Origin of the sequence: Paraburkholderia sp. BL18I3N2 (assembly GCF_003001875.1) — a bacterium.
Lineage (GTDB): Bacteria > Pseudomonadota > Gammaproteobacteria > Burkholderiales > Burkholderiaceae > Paraburkholderia > Paraburkholderia phytofirmans.
Genome location: NZ_PVNC01000005.1, coordinates 413839 through 428707 on the forward strand (window position 1 = coordinate 413839; position 14869 = coordinate 428707).

Consider the following 14869-nt stretch of genomic DNA (forward strand, 5'->3'; position numbering starts at 1 on the left):
GTCACGTGCACATGAGCGCCAACTGGGAGGCCAGTCTATCGAAGGGCTTTCATCATTAAAAATAATGTTTCTTCATTCTTTAATACGCAAAAGTGGTAATGACAGCTGGATAAGGCGTTGCGGCGCGAAAACGGGTGTTGGAGCATCGCTCAACGACGCTGGAACGCCACCCTTCACCCCGAACTTAAAGTAAAGCTTGAATTGCGCCGAATACTGTATAAAAATACAGGCACCTGTTCATACATACAGTGGCGCCATGACCAAACTCACCGCACGACAGCAGCAGGTTTTCGATCTGATCCGCAGGGCTATCGAACGTACCGGCTTTCCGCCCACCCGCGCGGAGATCGCCGCCGAACTGGGTTTCAGCTCGGCCAACTCGGCAGAAGAACATTTGCGCGCGCTCGCTCGCAAGGGCGTGATCGAACTCGCGGCCGGCGCATCGCGCGGCATTCGCCTGCTGGCCGGGCCGGAAGACTCGCCGCACCAGTTCACCCTGCCGCACGCCAGCATCATGCAACTGTCGCTGCCGCTGATCGGGCGCGTCGCCGCCGGCAGCCCGATCCTCGCGCAGGAACATATCTCGCAGCACTACGCTTGCGACCCGGCGCTGTTCTCGAGCAAGCCGGATTACCTGCTGAAGGTGCGCGGGCTGTCCATGCGCGACGCGGGCATCTTCGACGGCGACCTGCTCGCGGTGCAAAAGCGCAGCGAAGCGAAAGACGGCCAGATCATCATTGCCCGGCTCGGCGACGACGTTACGGTCAAGCGCCTGAAGCGCCGGCCGAACGGGCTCGAACTGATCGCCGAGAACCCCGATTACGAAAACATCTTCGTTGAAACCGGCAGTGCGGAATTCGCGCTGGAGGGCATCGCCGTGGGGCTGATTCGGCCCGGCGAGTTCTAACCCGCCTGCCCGTTCGACAGAATAAAAAGCCGCGTCAATGTCGCATTAATGTTGCATAGCGCCGCATCAACGTCGCATCGTCTGGAGAGTCTCATGGAACGTCTTGCCCGCCTGCTGCCCTTTCGCCAGTTCGGTCGTCTGCGCCATCTTCGCAAGCTGGTGCCCTGCTCGTTGATCGAGGCGGCCACGCTCAGCACGCCGTCGCTGTTCGACTCGCCCGAGGCTGCGTCGAGCTTGCCGTCATCGTTGCCGGCGTTTGCCCGCGTGTCGTTGAATTCGGGTTTGAATACGGCCGAACCGGCGCGTCGCGCACCGGTGCGGGTCTATCACGGGCCGTCGCGTCTCATCATGGTCGGCACAATGGACGCGGTTTGCCGCATGATCGACCGCTGCATCGCCGATGAAGCGAACGTGCACGGCGCGGTGTTCGAGTCTTGATGTCCAGGCGGTTCTAGAACGGGGCGGCGAGAGATTGCATTGCGTGGGATCGTTTTCGCGTGGCCGCGGTCCACGTTAGATCACACCTGATGGAGAGTCCCACTCGATGGCAGTTCCGAAACGTATCCAACGCGGCAGCAGAGGCAGCGCCACAAAGCCGCTGATCGTCACGCTAGTCGTAATCGCGGTGATCGCCGCACTGGGGTTTGCTTATGCGTCACCGTACATCGCGCTGAACAATCTCAAACGCGCGGCCGATGCGCGCGACGCGCAAACGGTCAACCAGTATGTCGACTTCCCCGCGTTGCGTGAGAGCCTGAAGGAACAGGTCGCCGGCCTGCTGACACGTCGGCTTGGCGCGCATAGTAACGGCAATCCATTGGCCGCCATTGGCGCGATGATCGGCGTCGCATTGATCGGTCCGCTCGTGGATGCGTACGCCACACCGGACGGCGTGGCGGCCTTGCTGAACGGCATGCCGCCGCGCGGCGATCCGGGTGAACGGCCGCCTGCGCCGGCAGCCGCGAACAATGCGCCGGACGCCACCGCGACTGCGGCAGCACCGGCTGCGCCGCCTGCCGGTAACGCGGCGAATGGAAATACCAACGCCACGCCCCCGCAACCGCCGCAAACCACGGCGGGCTACCGCGGCCTCAACGAGTTCGTTGTCACGTACCAACATGGCGCCGGCGACGCGCGTTACTCGGCGATCTTTCAGCGCGAGGGTGTGTTCACGTGGAAGTTCGCCGCGGTCAATCTGAACGAGTGATCGCGGCAGGTCGGCTTTGTTCGGCGCCGATCCTCTGGTCGCGCCAATTGTTCAGCGAGTCGTGCAGCGACTTCGTTATGACGTCGGGGCCACCAGGTAGGTGAGGCCGGAGTACCCGGCCGCCAGTCGACCACCCGCCCTCAGTGACCGACATGCACCTCACGCCGCCGCTTGCTGCTGCTCCTGCGCCGAAGAGCACGCAACCAGAATGCTGCACGAGACACGGTCGAGCAGCGGCGTATTGCCCGCGCCCATCCACCATCGTGACAAACCCGTGCGGCAGCGGTGGCCGACCACCACCAGGTCGACATGCAGTTCATTGGCGAGGTTGGCGATCTCATCGATCGGATGGCCGAATGCGAAATGCCCTTGTGCGGTCACGCCTCGCTCGGTGAGCCAGTCCACGCCTTCCTGCAGAATATCGCGGGCCGTCTTTTCGAAACTGCCGCAGGCCACATCGGTCAGCAGGCCCGCGCTTTGCGCAATGCTCGAACGCATGTCGACCACCGACAGCAAATGCGTTTCCGCTTTCAGATCCAATGCCAGGTCGGCGCCGCAACGTAATGCTTTGCGGCCTTCGCGCGAGCCGTCGTAGCACAGCAGGATTTTCTGGTAGCTCGCCATGATTTTTTCTCCCTTCGCGCGGGACGCGCGATTCTCAATTAATCATGGTGCGCCGCAATTCAGGTTGCAAGGGATGGAAAACGCTAACTGTGCGCTGAGCGCCCCTAACTACGCCCTAAACAGGTGCGCGAGCCGCCGGGAGGGTCTCCGCGCGCCGATGCCGCAGTGCAAGAAACCAGCTTCGGATTGTCGGGGCAAACCAACAGCGTCCCGCCGATGCCCTAGAATAGGCCGCCTCCCCCGGCCACTCACGTCATTCACGTCTTTCCCCGGAGACTCGTTCGATCCATGCCCGAAGCCGCCATCGAATTTCATCAGGTTAAAAAAAGCTACGGCGAGAAAACGGTCGTCGATGGACTGTCGTTTCATGTCAACGCCGGCGAATGCTTCGGCCTGCTCGGCCCGAACGGCGCGGGCAAGACCACCACGCTGCGCATGCTGCTCGGCATTGCAGCGCCCGATGCGGGCACGATCCGTCTGTGCGGCGAGCCGATCCCAGGCCGCGCGCGCGTGGCGCGGGCGCGCGTCGGCGTGGTGCCGCAGTTCGACAATCTCGATCCCGACTTCACGGTGCGTGAGAACCTGCTGGTGTTCGGCCGCTACTTTGGTTTGAGCGCCGCGCAATGCCGTGCCATGGTGCCGTCGCTGCTCGAATTCGCGCGTCTGGAGAGCAAGGCGGACGCGCGCGTGAGCGAGTTGTCCGGCGGCATGAAACGGCGCCTCACGCTGGCGCGTGCGCTCGTCAACGATCCCGATGTGCTGATCATGGACGAACCGACCACCGGCCTCGACCCGCAGGCGCGCCATCTGATCTGGGAGCGGCTGCGCTCGCTGCTCGCGCGCGGCAAGACCATTTTGCTGACCACCCACTTCATGGAAGAAGCCGAACGCCTCTGCCACCGGCTGTGCGTGATCGAAGAAGGACGCAAGATCGCCGAAGGCGCGCCGAGCGCGTTGATCGCGTCCGAGATCGGTTGCGATGTGATCGAGATTTTCGGACCCGACCCGGTGGCGTTGCGCGATGAACTGGCGCCGCTCGTCGAGCGCACCGAGATCAGCGGCGAGACGCTGTTCTGCTACGTCAACGACGCGCAGCCGGTGCATGCGCGGCTCAAGCAGCGCGCGGATCTGCGCTATCTGCATCGACCGGCGAATCTGGAGGATGTGTTCCTGCGGCTCACGGGCCGCGAGATGCAGGATTAAAGCGCATCGTGCGATACCGGCATCGCACGCAACGCGCTGCAACTACAACGACGCCCTGACGGAAACCATGCAGGGACAGGTACGAGACACGCACGAGACACGCAATGGACGCACGCACTTACGATACCCCGGGCGACACGCCATCGAAACAGGAAGCCTTCGGCGCCTTTCCCGCGAACGCGACGAACTGGATCGCCGTGTGGCGCCGCAACTATCTGGTGTGGAAGAAACTCGCGATCGCCTCGATGTTCGGCAACCTGGCCGATCCGATGATCTACCTGTTCGGCCTCGGCTTCGGGCTGGGGCTGATGGTCGGTCATGTCGACGGCGTGTCGTATATCGCGTTTCTCGCGGCAGGCACGGTGGCTTCGAGCGTGATGATGTCGGCGAGTTTCGAGTCGATGTATTCGGGCTTCTCGCGCATGCACGTGCAACGCACCTGGGAAGCGATCATGCATACGCCGCTCACGCTCGGCGACATCGTGCTCGGCGAGGTGATCTGGGCAGCCAGCAAGTCAGTGCTCTCAGGCGCGGCGATCATGCTGGTGGCAGGCGCATTGGGCTACGCGAATTTTCCGTCGATGCTGCTGGCGTTGCCGGTCGTCGTATTGACCGGGCTCGCGTTCGCGAGCATCGCGATGGTCGTGACGGCGCTCGCGCCTTCGTACGACTTCTTCATGTTTTACCAGACGCTGGTGTTGACGCCGATGCTGTTGCTATCCGGCGTGTTCTTTCCGGTCTCGCAACTGCCTGCGGTTACGCGGGGCGCCACGCAGTTGTTGCCGCTGGCGCATGCCGTCGACTTGATGCGGCCGGCCATGCTGGGCCGGCCCGTCGAAAATGCGCTGTTGCATGTGGCCGTGCTGGCGGCGTATGCGCTCGGCGGGTTTATCGTCTCGGCGATTCTGTTTCGCCGCCGGATGATGAAGTAAGTTTTCCGGCCGTCAACCATACGGACCACAGGCGCCGATCACCACGCTCGACGAAACATCAGCGCCTGCCGCGAGTCCGGCTCACTCAGTCTTCGTCATCCGTCCACGGAATGTCCACGTCCGAAATAAACGCCACCGTGGCGAACGGACCACCGTCCTGACGCCCGATCTTGCCGTCTGCGCGCTGCCACTCGACCCGGAACACCGTGCCCGGATCGTCGGAGATCAGGCGAACCGTGCGCACTTCGTCCGGATCGGCTTCTTCGACGGGACCATCGAGCGAGACCTGCAGTTCCTGCGGCCACAGCCCATCGGCCGGATCGTAGATCTTGTCGCCGTCGGGAATCAGGGTGAAGGCTTCCACGCCGATCGTCGCCGAAGCGTCCACGATCATCTTGCCCAACGCGCGCAGCAATGCGGTGGCCCGCGCCGAATTCGCCTGACGGATGGCCAGGTCCCCGCGCGTCAGCGCCTGCTCAAGTTTTGGGTTTGTTTTTTGTTGCGCCATGTCCTGAGTCCTATCGCTCTGTTGTGGATGGCGCGCGAATTCGAGCGCGCGCCGCTCTCCATTTTTCGGGCTGAATCCTACCATTGGTGTCCTCAAAAAGGACTTCCATCGGCGCGTGCACTGCAGCATTGCCAGCCGTGCAGTCCGCGCCCTCAGCCCGCCCCGTCCACCACAGTTTAGGTCGTGATTCGCGATCCGGCTGGGACATTTGCCTTTCAATTCGCAGCGGTTGGGTCGCTAACGCACGCGTGCCGCCCGGTTGTCTCGCCATGCATGGCCGGCCGCAAACATTGTCTTGCCGCCCGGATGCCGAATGGATTTCGCATGCGTTGCCTTTGTCAGCGCATGCTTCTGCCGCGCTTTCGAGCGGCCTTCGAGACCGTCGCATCCGCCGGCTTCGCACCCGCGATTTCCGCGATCAGATGATCCCGGAACGCCCTCACCGACTGTGGCAGTTCACGCCCCGCCATGGTCTGCACCTGGATGCTGCGCTGGCGCATCTGCGGATGCGTCAGCGGCATCACGACGAAACCGTCGCCGGCGTAACGGTCACGCACGGACAGCAGACCCGTGAACATGATCGCGCCGGACTTCTGCGCGTAGCGATACATGGCGCCGCTGTTGTTGCAACTAAGCTCGGGCTCGAGCAGGACGCCTTCGAGCGCGCAGGTAATGTCGATCAACTGACGAATCGTCGTGCCGGGCTCGGGCAGCACCAGTGGATAGCGCTGCAAGTCGGCGAGCGACACCTTCGCGCGCGCGGCCAGCGGATGATCGGCGCGCAGCAGCGCCAGCACCGGCGCGCGCTCCGTGTGCTCGACTTTGACGCCCTTTTCCGGCGCGAGGCTGAAGGTCAACGCGAGGTCGGCGTCGCCGTCGCGCACCTTGCGGGTCGCCTCGCCCGGCGACATGACCGAGAGCGTGAAGTCGATGCCCGGATACTGAACCCGGAAGCTCGCCATCGCGGTGGGCAGGAAGTCGGCGGCGAAGCCTTCGGAACTCGTCACCTTGATCATGCTGCCGTGCAAGGTCTCGAGGCCGCCGATCTCCTTCATCACATGCTCCGCCTCCAGCAGGCTGCGCTGCGCGTAGGCCAGCAGGCGCTCGCCGGCCTCGGAAAGCGCCATGCCGCGCGGCCGCCGCTCGAATAGCGCGACGCCGAGATCGCTTTCGAGCCGCGCCACCTGCCGGCTGATCGCCGACACGGCGACATGCAGCCGCGCGGACGCGTCGCTGAGCGAACCGGTGCGCGCGACTTCGACGAAATAACGCAGCGCGATGCCATGCAGCGAAAGTGCCATGTGTGATGTCCCATTCAACGGTCAGCGCTGGCGAGCGGATATCCGCCAGCGCATTCAGTACACGCGGTGAGCTTTGCCTTTTCGGCAACGCAAGCTTCGAAAGACGATCATTGTGACAAAAAAAACGGCCTCCTAGAATCGGTTCGAAGCTGTAGGCCGCGTCCAAGCGTCATTAGACAAACGACCCGGCCCGCCCCCACATTCGCCCGCATTGGAGACACGCATGAGCCGCACCCAGGCCATCGAGCACGCCACCCACCATTTCGAATCCGGCGCCTTCCTGGAGACCCTCAACCGACGCGTCGGTTTCCGCACCGAGAGTCAGGAGGACGATCGCTCAGCCACGCTGCTGTCGTATCTGACCGATGAGATCACGCCTGAAGTTAAAAGCCTCGGCTTCACCACGCGCATCGTCGCAAACCCGGTGGACGGCTTCGGACCGTTCCTGATCGCGGAGCGCCGCGAGGGCGACCATCTGCCGACCGTGTTGATCTACGGCCACGGCGACGTGGTGCGCGGCTACGACAGCCAGTGGCGCGCGCCGCTGACGCCGTGGGCCGTGACCATCGAAGGCGAGCACTGGTTCGGCCGCGGCACCGCCGACAACAAAGGCCAGCACAGCATCAACCTCGCCGCGCTGGCGAGCGTGCTGGCCGCGCGCGACGGCAAGCTCGGCTTCAACACGAAGCTGCTGATAGAGATGGGTGAGGAAACCGGCTCACCCGGACTCGACGAAATCTGCCGCGCGCACCGCGAAGAACTGGCCGCCGACGTGCTGATCGCCTCCGACGGTCCGCGTCTCGCCGCGCGCCGCCCCACCGTGTTCCTGGGCTCGCGCGGCTCGGTGAACTTCAAGCTGTCGTTGAATCTGCGCGACGGCGCGCATCATTCGGGCAATTGGGGCGGCCTGCTGCGCAACCCGGCCACGGTACTGGTGAACGCGTTGGCGAGCCTCGTCGACGCGCGCGGCGTGATCGCCGTCGACGGTTTGCGTCCGCCGCCGATTCCCGAGGCGGTGCGCCGTGCGCTCGCCGATATCACGGTAGGCGGCGGCCCGGGCGATCCGGCCGTCGACGAAAACTGGGGCGAGCCGGGCCTCACCGCGCCCGAGCGCGTGTTCGGCTGGAACAGCTTTGAAATACTCGCGTTCAAGGCCGGCAACCCTGAGAACCCGGTCAATGCGATTCCGTCGTCGGCATTCGCGCATTGCCAGCTGCGCTTCGTGGTCGGCACCGATTGGGACAACCTCGAACGGTATCTGCGCGCGCACCTGGATGCGCACGGCTTCTCGCAGGTGCAGATCGACGTCGAGCGCGGCGCGCCCGCCACGCGTCTGAACCCGGACGATCCGTGGGTCACCTGGGCGATCGCCTCGCTCGAACAGACCACCGGCAAGAAGACCGCCGTGCTGCCGAATCTGGGCGGCACGCTGCCCAACGAAGTGTTCGCCGACACGCTTGGTCTGCCGACCATCTGGGTACCGCACTCGTATCCGGCCTGTTCGCAGCACGCGCCCAACGAACACCTGCTCGGACCGGTCGTGCGCGAAGGTCTGCAGATCATGGCGGGCCTCTTCTGGGATCTCGGCGAGAACTCGCCGCGCGCGTCAACCGTCAGCGCAGCCTGAACGCAATCCAGGCGACGCCCGGACGAATCGGGCGCATCACGCCGTTATCCGCATCCGTCACGAGGCACGTCCACGATGAGCACGTCCACTCTGCAAGCCAGCGCCGCGCGGCCGTCCGCCGCGAAGGTCCATCGCATCATTCTCGCGGCGTCGATCGGCAACGCGCTCGAATGGTTCGACCTCGTCGTCTACGGTTTCTTCGCGGTGACCATCGCCAAGCTGTTCTTTCCGGCGCGCACCGAAGCGATTTCGCTGATGCTCACGCTCGGCACCTTCGGCATCTCGTACATGATCCGGCCGCTAGGTGGACTCGTGCTCGGTTCGCTCGCGGACCGCGCCGGACGCAAGGCGTCGCTTCTTCTCTCGATCGCGCTGATGATGATCGGCACCCTGACGATCGCCGTGATGCCGCCGTATGCGGCGATTGGTCTGTGGGCGCCGGCGGGCATCATGCTGTCACGTCTTGTGCAAGGTTTTTCGGCGGGCGGAGAGTTCGGCGCGTCCACTGCGTTTCTGGTCGAGCATGCGCCCGAGCGCCGTGGCTTCATGGGTAGCTGGCAGTTCGCGAGCCAAGGCATGGCGACGCTGCTCGCCTCCGGTTTCGGCGCGCTGCTGACGAGCCAGCTCACGAGCGCGCAACTCGAATCGTGGGGATGGCGCGTGCCGTTTCTGTTCGGCCTCGCGATCGGCCCGGTGGGTTTCTATATTCGCCGTTACGTGGATGAAGGCGCCGAGTTCAACGCCGAGCCGAAAGCCCGCACGCCGCTGCGCGATCTGTTCCGCACGCAGAAGGTCCGCATGCTGCTGGCGGTCGGCTCGCTGATCATTTCGACGGCGGCCAATTACATGATCCTGTACATGCCGACGTACGCGATCAAGCAACTACACCTGCCCGCCTCGACCGGCTTCGCGGCGACGCTCGCCACCGGCGTGGTGCTCACGGTGCTGACGCCGTTCGCGGGTCATCTGTCCGACAGCCTCGGACGCATCCGCATCATGGCGACGGCCGCCGTGCTGATGCTGGTGACGGTGTATCCGGCTTTTGTGTATATGAACGCGCATCCCTCGTTCGTGACGATGCTGCTCGCGCTGATCTGGATCGGCGCATTGAAGGCGACGTACTTCGGCGCGCTGCCCGCGTTGATGTCGGAGATTTTCCCGACGCAGACGCGCGCGACCGGTTTGGCGGTGAGCTACAACATCGGCGTGACGGTGTTCGGCGGTTTTGCGCCGTTCGTGATCACGTGGCTGATCGATGCAAGCGGTAATAAGCTCGCGCCGGGCTTCTATTTGATGTTCTGTGCGGTGGCGAGTTTGCTTGCGCTTTACGCGGTGCGCGGGAAGTTGAAAATTCGCTGAAAGACACTTGAAGTGGAAGAGTTGCCGAGGCGAACCCTCACCACCTCGCGAACGCCCCGGCCACGCAGCCGGGGCACTCGAATTGCCGCATGACTCGAGCCGCACTCGAGCCATGCATCCAACCCTCGCGCCTCAAGGCGCCGGATTCGGCTGCAACTCGTACAGCGCATCGATTTCCGCGAGCACTTCCGGCGAAAGCTTCACCTCGACACTGGCGACGTTTTCCTTCAACTGATCGAGCGAAGTCGCGCCGATCAGATTGCTGGTCACGAACGGCCGGCTATTGACGAACGCGAGCGCGAATTGCGCGGGCGACAAGCCATGACGCTTCGCCAATTCGACGTAACGCGTGATCGCCTGCAGGGCTTGCGGCTTGCTGTAGCGCTGAAAACGCTCGAACAGCGAAATGCGCGCGCCGGCCGGACGCGCGCCGCCTTCATACTTGCCCGTCAGCCAGCCGAAGGCCAGCGGCGAATAAGCCAGCAAGCCGATGTTGTCCCGATGCGCATACTCGGACAGCCCTGCTTCGTACGTGCGATTCAAGAAGCTGTACGGATTCTGAATGCTGACGATGCGCGGCAAGCCGAGCTTTTCGGCCGCCCGCAGAAACTGCGCGACGCCCCACGGCGTTTCGTTCGACACGCCGATGTGCCGCACCTTCCCCGCCTTGACGAATTCAGCGAGCACCGACAGCGTTTCCTCGATCGGCACCGTATAGGCGTCGTCGACCCACGGATACGCCGGGCGGCCGAACGTCATCGTGCTGCGATCCGGCCAGTGCAACTGATACAGATCGACGTAGTCGGTTTGCAGGCGCTTCAGGCTGTCGTCGAGCGCTTCGGTCAGATTCTTGCGGTCGAACTGGTTGCCTTTGCCACGAATATGGGTTGGGTTGTGCGGTTGACGCGCCGGGCCGGCGATCTTGGTGGCAAGCACGATCTTCTCGCGCGCGCTGCGATGCCGCGCGAGCCATGTGCCGATGTAGCGCTCCGTCGCCCCTTGCGTCTCCGCACGCGGAGGCACCGGGTACATTTCAGCGGTGTCGATCAGATTGACGCCATGATCGAGTGCGTAGTCGATCTGCGCGTGCGCTTCCTGTTCCGTGTTCTGCTCGCCCCACGTCATGGTGCCGAGACCGATCAGGCTAACCTGCACATCGGAGTCGCCGAGTCTGCGGTATTCCATTGAACTTGTCCTGTTGATTGGTTGAACGGATTGGTTGAACGAAAAGCGCTGACGTTACCATGTCCGCACCAGCTCTGCCTGGCGCGCTAAAATGCGGTTCCAGCGACCGTCACTTGTGTTTTTCCGCGCGAATATTTCGCTGCGGCTTCCCTGCGCCGACCTGTCTGCCATGAATCCCGAACACCTCGAACTGCTGGTCACGCGCATCATGCCTTACGGGAAATATAAAGGCCGCGTGATTGCGGACCTGCCCGGTCATTATCTAAACTGGTTTGCTAGCCAGGGCTTTCCGCCGGGCGAAATCGGCCGGCTGCTGGCGTTAATGCACGAGATCGATCACAACGGTTTGAAGTCGCTGCTCGAGCCTTTGCGCAAGCGCTGATCGCCTCGCGGCGAAAGCGGTGTGAAGCGCCGTGAAGCATGGATGAAAGTCACCCAGTAGGCATCGTGCAAGCAATGTCGGCCTGTACAAACTTAAATAGTCTTTTGCTTGTACCTTGGCCGCTGAATGGACTTTAATCCACGTAGGTCTTCGCGCGAACTACGTGGTTCGCGTCATCATCCGTCATCTTGCCTGTCTGTCCATGTCTGAATTCAGCTTGTCCGCGCTGCTCGAATTTATTGGCCACGACCTCTCGCCCGTGAGGGCGGTGATTCTCTTCTTCCTGATCGGCTACCTCGTCGTCGGACTGCCTATGCATTTCCGCCAGGGCGCCGCATCGCGCGATATCTGGGGCACCGCTGCCGGCGTGACGATGGCTGCGATCTATGCGGCGTTCATTATCGGCGTGTACCCGGCTTTGCATCATTCGGCCGGGTTGTTGCGGTAACGCGAAGCGGCTTTGAAGCGCGCCGAGCAGGAGCGCGTGCCTGCGCTCGGCGCGCATCGCTCAAACCGGCGACACCTTCGGCAGATGCCAGCCGTAAGTCACGGCGAGCACGCGCAAGACGAAGCACGCCGAACCGCCCACCAACGCCGCGGCGCCAGCCGGCAAACCGGCACGACGCGCCACCACCACGACCAACGCCCCCGCGAACGCGGCCGTTGCATAGATGTCGGCATGCAGGACGAGTGGCACGCGCGCCAGCAGCACATCGCGTATCACGCCGCCGCCCACGCCCGTGACCGTGCCCATCAACATCGCGATAAACGGACGGATGCCGAACAGCAGCGCTTTTTCCACGCCGGCCACGGCAAATAGCGCGAGCCCCGCCGCGTCGAGCACGGTGACGAGCGCGACGGGAACCTGTTGCGCCGTCGAATGGAAAATAAAGGTGAGCAGCCCGGTGAGGAAGGTAAGCGCCGGATAGCGCCAGTCGCGGATCGCGTTCGGCGGCGAATCGCCGATCAGCAGATCGCGGATCACACCGCCGCCGAGCGCCGCGACAAACGCAATCACCATCACGCCCAACAGGTCGAGACCGCCGCGGATCGCGCTGAGCGCACCCTCGACCGCGAACACCACCGTGCCCGCCAGGTCGGCTGCCAGCACCAGTGTTTCGACGTTCTGCCTGATTTTTCGCATCGAGAATGTCGGCATCGGCGCTACACCCTTTCTGTCCCCGAGAAATCGAAACGGTATAGCGAAACGTCGCGGGCCGGGTGAAAAATCTGCGTGTGCGGTTGGCGCTGCGCGTCGCGCGCCGCGCTTCAGGACGAAGCGCGCTAACCGCCAGGACGCCCCGCCGCGGCCAGATGCGCAAGCAGGCGATCGACTGACTCGTCGACCGGCGTCCGGTCGCTCTCGATCACGACATCCGGCGCGAGCGGCGCTTCGAAGGGTCCGGAAATACCGGTGAAATGCGGAATCTCACCGCGCCGCGCGCGAGCGTAAAGCCCTTTGGCATCGCGAGCTTCGCAGACGGTCAGCGGAGCATTCACGAACACTTCGACGAAACCGTCGCCGACGATTTCACGCGCCGAGCGCCGGTGCCGATGCTCCGGCGAAATCACCGCGGCAATCACAACGAAGCCTTGCTGCATGAATAGCGCCGCGACGTGCGCGATCCGCCGCAAGTTCTCGGTACGGTCCTCGGGAGTGAAGCCGAGATCGGCGTTCAGTCCGCGCCGCAGCACGTCGCCATCGAGCACGACCGCGGCGCGCCCCGCTTCCTTCAGACGCTGATGCAAAGCGTTGGCAAGCGTCGATTTGCCGGCGCCGGAAAGCCCCGTCATCCAGATCACGGCGCCGCGCGACGCGCTCATGAGCGATGCTCCGTGCCGCTTGCCGCGACCTCGCCGGCCTCGTCACGATGCGCCGGCGCCAACTGCGTGCCCAAGCCATCGAGCAGCGGTTGCAGCAACGCTTGCCGCGGCTGCCAGCGTTGCAGCGACGTCTTATACAGCGGCCGGCGCACCTGCGCGGAACTGGCCGTATTCACCTGGCGCGCGGTCTGATAAAACGACAGACAGCGGTCGTCCCATTCGAGCCCGCAATGCACGAGCAGGCGGCGCACATTGGCTTCGAAATCGTCGACCAGTTCTTCATACTTGAGCTCGATCATCACACCTTCGGGGAGCACGCGTTGCCAGTGCGCCATTAACGCGTCGTATGCGCGATAGTAGCGGCCCAGTTCGCCGAGATCATAGCTGAACGGCACGTCGTGAAAGATCCGCGAAAAAATCGACAGGCAGGTTGGCAACGGTGCGCGGCTGCTGTGAATGAAGCGGGCATTCGGCAACGCGAGATGGATCAGGCCGAGGTTGATGAAGTTGAACGGATACTTGTCGGTGAAATGCGTGAAGTGCGTGAAGTTCGCGGCCGGATTGCGCTCGTCGTTTTGCGCCAGGCTCTGCAGTTCCGGCAACGCATTGCGCATGCGGCGCAGATAGTCCGCGCCGAGCGCGCGCAATGGCGCGGCGCCGGCTTTTTCCAATGCCTCGATATCGATCCGCAACGGATCACCCGGATCGCGGCGGATGCAGTTCACCAGCGCCTCGCCGAATTCCGTGCGCTCGCCCGCGCCGAACACTTGCGGGTGGCTCGCGAGAATCTGTTCGATCAAGGTCGAACCCGAGCGCGGCATACCGACGATAAAAATCGGCGTCTGCGACGCGTCGCCGAGACCGCGCTTCGACGCCAGCAGATCGGCAGTCATCAGTTCGGGCAGATGCGCGAACAGCCCTAGCGTTTCCGCTTCGTTGTAATGCACGCCGGCGCGGTGCAGCGCATTGCCCTTCAGGAAGTGATCGAACGATGCGTCGTTGCGGCCCACGTCGGACAGCGCCTGGCCATATGCGAAGTGAAGCTCCGCCTGATCGGCCGGCGTGAGGGAAGCGGCATCGCCGACGAGACGCTCCATCGCGAGGAACTCCAGATCGTCGGCGGCGAGGCGCTTGGACTGCACGAAGTTGCGGTAATACAGCGGCACTTGCGGCGCGGCTTCGATTGCACGGCGATACGCTTCGTGCGCTTCGTCGAAACGGCCGAGTGCCTGCAGGCAATTGCCCATGTTGTTGTGCGAGCCGTCGGCCCGTGGATTCACGCGCGTCGCCTCGCGATAGGCGTCCACCGCCTGTTCGAGGCGATGCATCTGCTCGAGCGTCCAGCCGAGGCCATGATGCGAATCCGTGTCGCGCGGATCGAGCGCGATCGCTTCGTGATAGCGGACGACAGCTTCGGGAAACCGGTTCAGCGCGGCGAGCGTGGCCGCGAGGCGCTGCTGGACGAGCGCGTCAGTAGGATCAAGGGCGCGGGCGCTTTCGTAACGTCGGAGCGCGGCGTCGAGTTCGCCGCGCGCGGCACAGGCGTCGCCTTCGGCGCGCAATTCTGATGCGATAGCCGGCGGTGGATCTTGCTTCATTGACGGCTGGATATTTGGCAGGCTTCGCATCGAGCGGTCCTGACAGTGAGCGAGTGCGATCTTGTCATCCGGCCCGGCAAGCGGCGCGGTCGGGAGTCGAAGGTAATTGTCTGAAGGCAACTTAACAGCCGCGCCCTACAGTTTCGTTTCGAAAATTTAACTAACTGTTACAGCACCGGGTGTGAGTAACTAGTGGAAAGCTTGTCGCCGCG

16 protein-coding genes are annotated in these 14869 nt (G+C 63.5%); 9 read left to right on the forward strand and 7 right to left on the reverse strand.

The features are described 5' to 3' along the window. The first annotated feature begins 256 nt into the window (after positions 1 to 256). The 3 genes from lexA to B0G75_RS17355 all read left to right on the forward strand — a co-directional run bounded on the left by lexA (position 257) and on the right by B0G75_RS17355 (position 2114). Positions 257 to 907 carry a transcriptional repressor LexA gene (lexA, locus tag B0G75_RS17345; protein ID WP_012432789.1) on the forward strand — a complete coding sequence of 217 codons (651 nt, stop codon included), beginning with the start codon at positions 257 to 259 and terminating at the stop codon, positions 905 to 907. 93 nt (positions 908 to 1000) lie between these two features. Then, positions 1001 to 1345, forward strand: coding sequence for a hypothetical protein (locus B0G75_RS17350; protein ID WP_106307789.1), 345 nt, complete (start codon positions 1001 to 1003; stop codon positions 1343 to 1345). Positions 1346 to 1451: 106 nt separating this feature from the next. Then, a complete protein-coding gene (locus B0G75_RS17355) occupies positions 1452 to 2114 on the forward strand; it encodes a DUF2939 domain-containing protein (protein WP_106307792.1) in 663 nt (220 codons plus the stop codon). A gap of 159 nt (positions 2115 to 2273) precedes the next feature. On the opposite strand, the gene B0G75_RS17360 is transcribed toward B0G75_RS17355, so the two are convergent. After that, positions 2274 to 2738 carry a universal stress protein gene (locus B0G75_RS17360; protein WP_012432786.1) on the reverse strand — a complete coding sequence of 155 codons (465 nt, stop codon included), beginning with the start codon at positions 2736 to 2738 and terminating at the stop codon, positions 2274 to 2276. A gap of 288 nt (positions 2739 to 3026) precedes the next feature. Here B0G75_RS17360 and nodI point away from each other — a divergent pair, with 288 nt between their 5' ends. After that, the gene (nodI, locus tag B0G75_RS17365; RefSeq protein WP_012432785.1) at positions 3027 to 3941 is read left to right on the forward strand and encodes a nodulation factor ABC transporter ATP-binding protein NodI; all 915 of its coding nucleotides are present in this window, start codon (positions 3027 to 3029) and stop codon (positions 3939 to 3941) included. Positions 3942 to 4045: 104 nt separating this feature from the next. Then, positions 4046 to 4873, forward strand: coding sequence for an ABC transporter permease (locus B0G75_RS17370; RefSeq protein ID WP_106307795.1), 828 nt, complete (start codon positions 4046 to 4048; stop codon positions 4871 to 4873). A gap of 85 nt (positions 4874 to 4958) precedes the next feature. Here B0G75_RS17370 and B0G75_RS17375 read toward each other — a convergent pair whose 3' ends face one another. Beyond that, positions 4959 to 5381 carry a hypothetical protein gene (locus B0G75_RS17375; protein WP_012432783.1) on the reverse strand — a complete coding sequence of 141 codons (423 nt, stop codon included), beginning with the start codon at positions 5379 to 5381 and terminating at the stop codon, positions 4959 to 4961. 338 nt (positions 5382 to 5719) lie between these two features. Next, positions 5720 to 6682, reverse strand: a complete 963-nt coding sequence (locus tag B0G75_RS17380; RefSeq protein WP_106307798.1) for a LysR family transcriptional regulator — start codon at positions 6680 to 6682, stop codon at positions 5720 to 5722. 223 nt (positions 6683 to 6905) lie between these two features. Between B0G75_RS17380 and B0G75_RS17385 the strand changes: the two genes are divergently transcribed. Next, positions 6906 to 8309 (forward strand): M20 family metallopeptidase, encoded by a 1404-nt coding sequence (locus B0G75_RS17385; RefSeq protein WP_106307801.1) that lies wholly within the window; start codon positions 6906 to 6908, stop codon positions 8307 to 8309. Between the two features lie 75 nt (positions 8310 to 8384). Further along, positions 8385 to 9668: an MFS transporter gene (locus B0G75_RS17390; RefSeq protein ID WP_106307804.1), complete on the forward strand. Its 1284-nt coding sequence runs from the start codon at positions 8385 to 8387 to the stop codon at positions 9666 to 9668. 132 nt (positions 9669 to 9800) lie between these two features. Here B0G75_RS17390 and B0G75_RS17395 read toward each other — a convergent pair whose 3' ends face one another. Then, positions 9801 to 10853, reverse strand: a complete 1053-nt coding sequence (locus tag B0G75_RS17395) for an NADP(H)-dependent aldo-keto reductase (protein ID WP_106307807.1) — start codon at positions 10851 to 10853, stop codon at positions 9801 to 9803. A 169-nt stretch (positions 10854 to 11022) separates the two neighbouring features. Here B0G75_RS17395 and B0G75_RS17400 point away from each other — a divergent pair, with 169 nt between their 5' ends. Next, positions 11023 to 11235 (forward strand): DUF3820 family protein, encoded by a 213-nt coding sequence (locus B0G75_RS17400; RefSeq protein WP_012432778.1) that lies wholly within the window; start codon positions 11023 to 11025, stop codon positions 11233 to 11235. Positions 11236 to 11437: 202 nt separating this feature from the next. Next, positions 11438 to 11683 (forward strand): hypothetical protein, encoded by a 246-nt coding sequence (locus B0G75_RS17405; RefSeq protein WP_106307810.1) that lies wholly within the window; start codon positions 11438 to 11440, stop codon positions 11681 to 11683. A gap of 60 nt (positions 11684 to 11743) precedes the next feature. On the opposite strand, the gene B0G75_RS17410 is transcribed toward B0G75_RS17405, so the two are convergent. The 3 genes from B0G75_RS17410 to B0G75_RS17420 form a co-directional block, all read right to left on the reverse strand. Continuing rightward, the gene (locus tag B0G75_RS17410; RefSeq protein WP_258194519.1) at positions 11744 to 12379 is read right to left on the reverse strand and encodes a trimeric intracellular cation channel family protein; all 636 of its coding nucleotides are present in this window, start codon (positions 12377 to 12379) and stop codon (positions 11744 to 11746) included. A 140-nt stretch (positions 12380 to 12519) separates the two neighbouring features. Next, positions 12520 to 13059, reverse strand: coding sequence for an adenylyl-sulfate kinase (gene cysC / locus B0G75_RS17415; protein ID WP_106307814.1), 540 nt, complete (start codon positions 13057 to 13059; stop codon positions 12520 to 12522). Next, entirely contained in the window at positions 13056 to 14657 is a 1602-nt protein-coding gene (locus tag B0G75_RS17420; RefSeq protein WP_106307817.1) for a sulfotransferase, read from the reverse strand. Before B0G75_RS17420 ends, cysC begins: the two co-directional genes overlap by 4 nt. Between the last annotated feature and the right edge of the window lie 212 nt (positions 14658 to 14869).

Coding starts and splice junctions, on each gene's coding strand:
- lexA (WP_012432789.1), top strand. CDS start 257: ATGACCAAACTCACCGCACGACAGCAGCAGGTTTTCGATCTGATCCGC.
- B0G75_RS17350 (WP_106307789.1), top strand. CDS start 1,001: ATGGAACGTCTTGCCCGCCTGCTGCCCTTTCGCCAGTTCGGTCGTCTG.
- B0G75_RS17355 (WP_106307792.1), top strand. CDS start 1,452: ATGGCAGTTCCGAAACGTATCCAACGCGGCAGCAGAGGCAGCGCCACA.
- B0G75_RS17360 (WP_012432786.1), bottom strand. CDS start 2,738: ATGGCGAGCTACCAGAAAATCCTGCTGTGCTACGACGGCTCGCGCGAA.
- nodI (WP_012432785.1), top strand. CDS start 3,027: ATGCCCGAAGCCGCCATCGAATTTCATCAGGTTAAAAAAAGCTACGGC.
- B0G75_RS17370 (WP_106307795.1), top strand. CDS start 4,046: ATGGACGCACGCACTTACGATACCCCGGGCGACACGCCATCGAAACAG.
- B0G75_RS17375 (WP_012432783.1), bottom strand. CDS start 5,381: ATGGCGCAACAAAAAACAAACCCAAAACTTGAGCAGGCGCTGACGCGC.
- B0G75_RS17380 (WP_106307798.1), bottom strand. CDS start 6,682: ATGGCACTTTCGCTGCATGGCATCGCGCTGCGTTATTTCGTCGAAGTC.
- B0G75_RS17385 (WP_106307801.1), top strand. CDS start 6,906: ATGAGCCGCACCCAGGCCATCGAGCACGCCACCCACCATTTCGAATCC.
- B0G75_RS17390 (WP_106307804.1), top strand. CDS start 8,385: ATGAGCACGTCCACTCTGCAAGCCAGCGCCGCGCGGCCGTCCGCCGCG.
- B0G75_RS17395 (WP_106307807.1), bottom strand. CDS start 10,853: ATGGAATACCGCAGACTCGGCGACTCCGATGTGCAGGTTAGCCTGATC.
- B0G75_RS17400 (WP_012432778.1), top strand. CDS start 11,023: ATGAATCCCGAACACCTCGAACTGCTGGTCACGCGCATCATGCCTTAC.
- B0G75_RS17405 (WP_106307810.1), top strand. CDS start 11,438: ATGTCTGAATTCAGCTTGTCCGCGCTGCTCGAATTTATTGGCCACGAC.
- B0G75_RS17410 (WP_258194519.1), bottom strand. CDS start 12,379: ATGCGAAAAATCAGGCAGAACGTCGAAACACTGGTGCTGGCAGCCGAC.
- cysC (WP_106307814.1), bottom strand. CDS start 13,059: ATGAGCGCGTCGCGCGGCGCCGTGATCTGGATGACGGGGCTTTCCGGC.
- B0G75_RS17420 (WP_106307817.1), bottom strand. CDS start 14,657: ATGAAGCAAGATCCACCGCCGGCTATCGCATCAGAATTGCGCGCCGAA.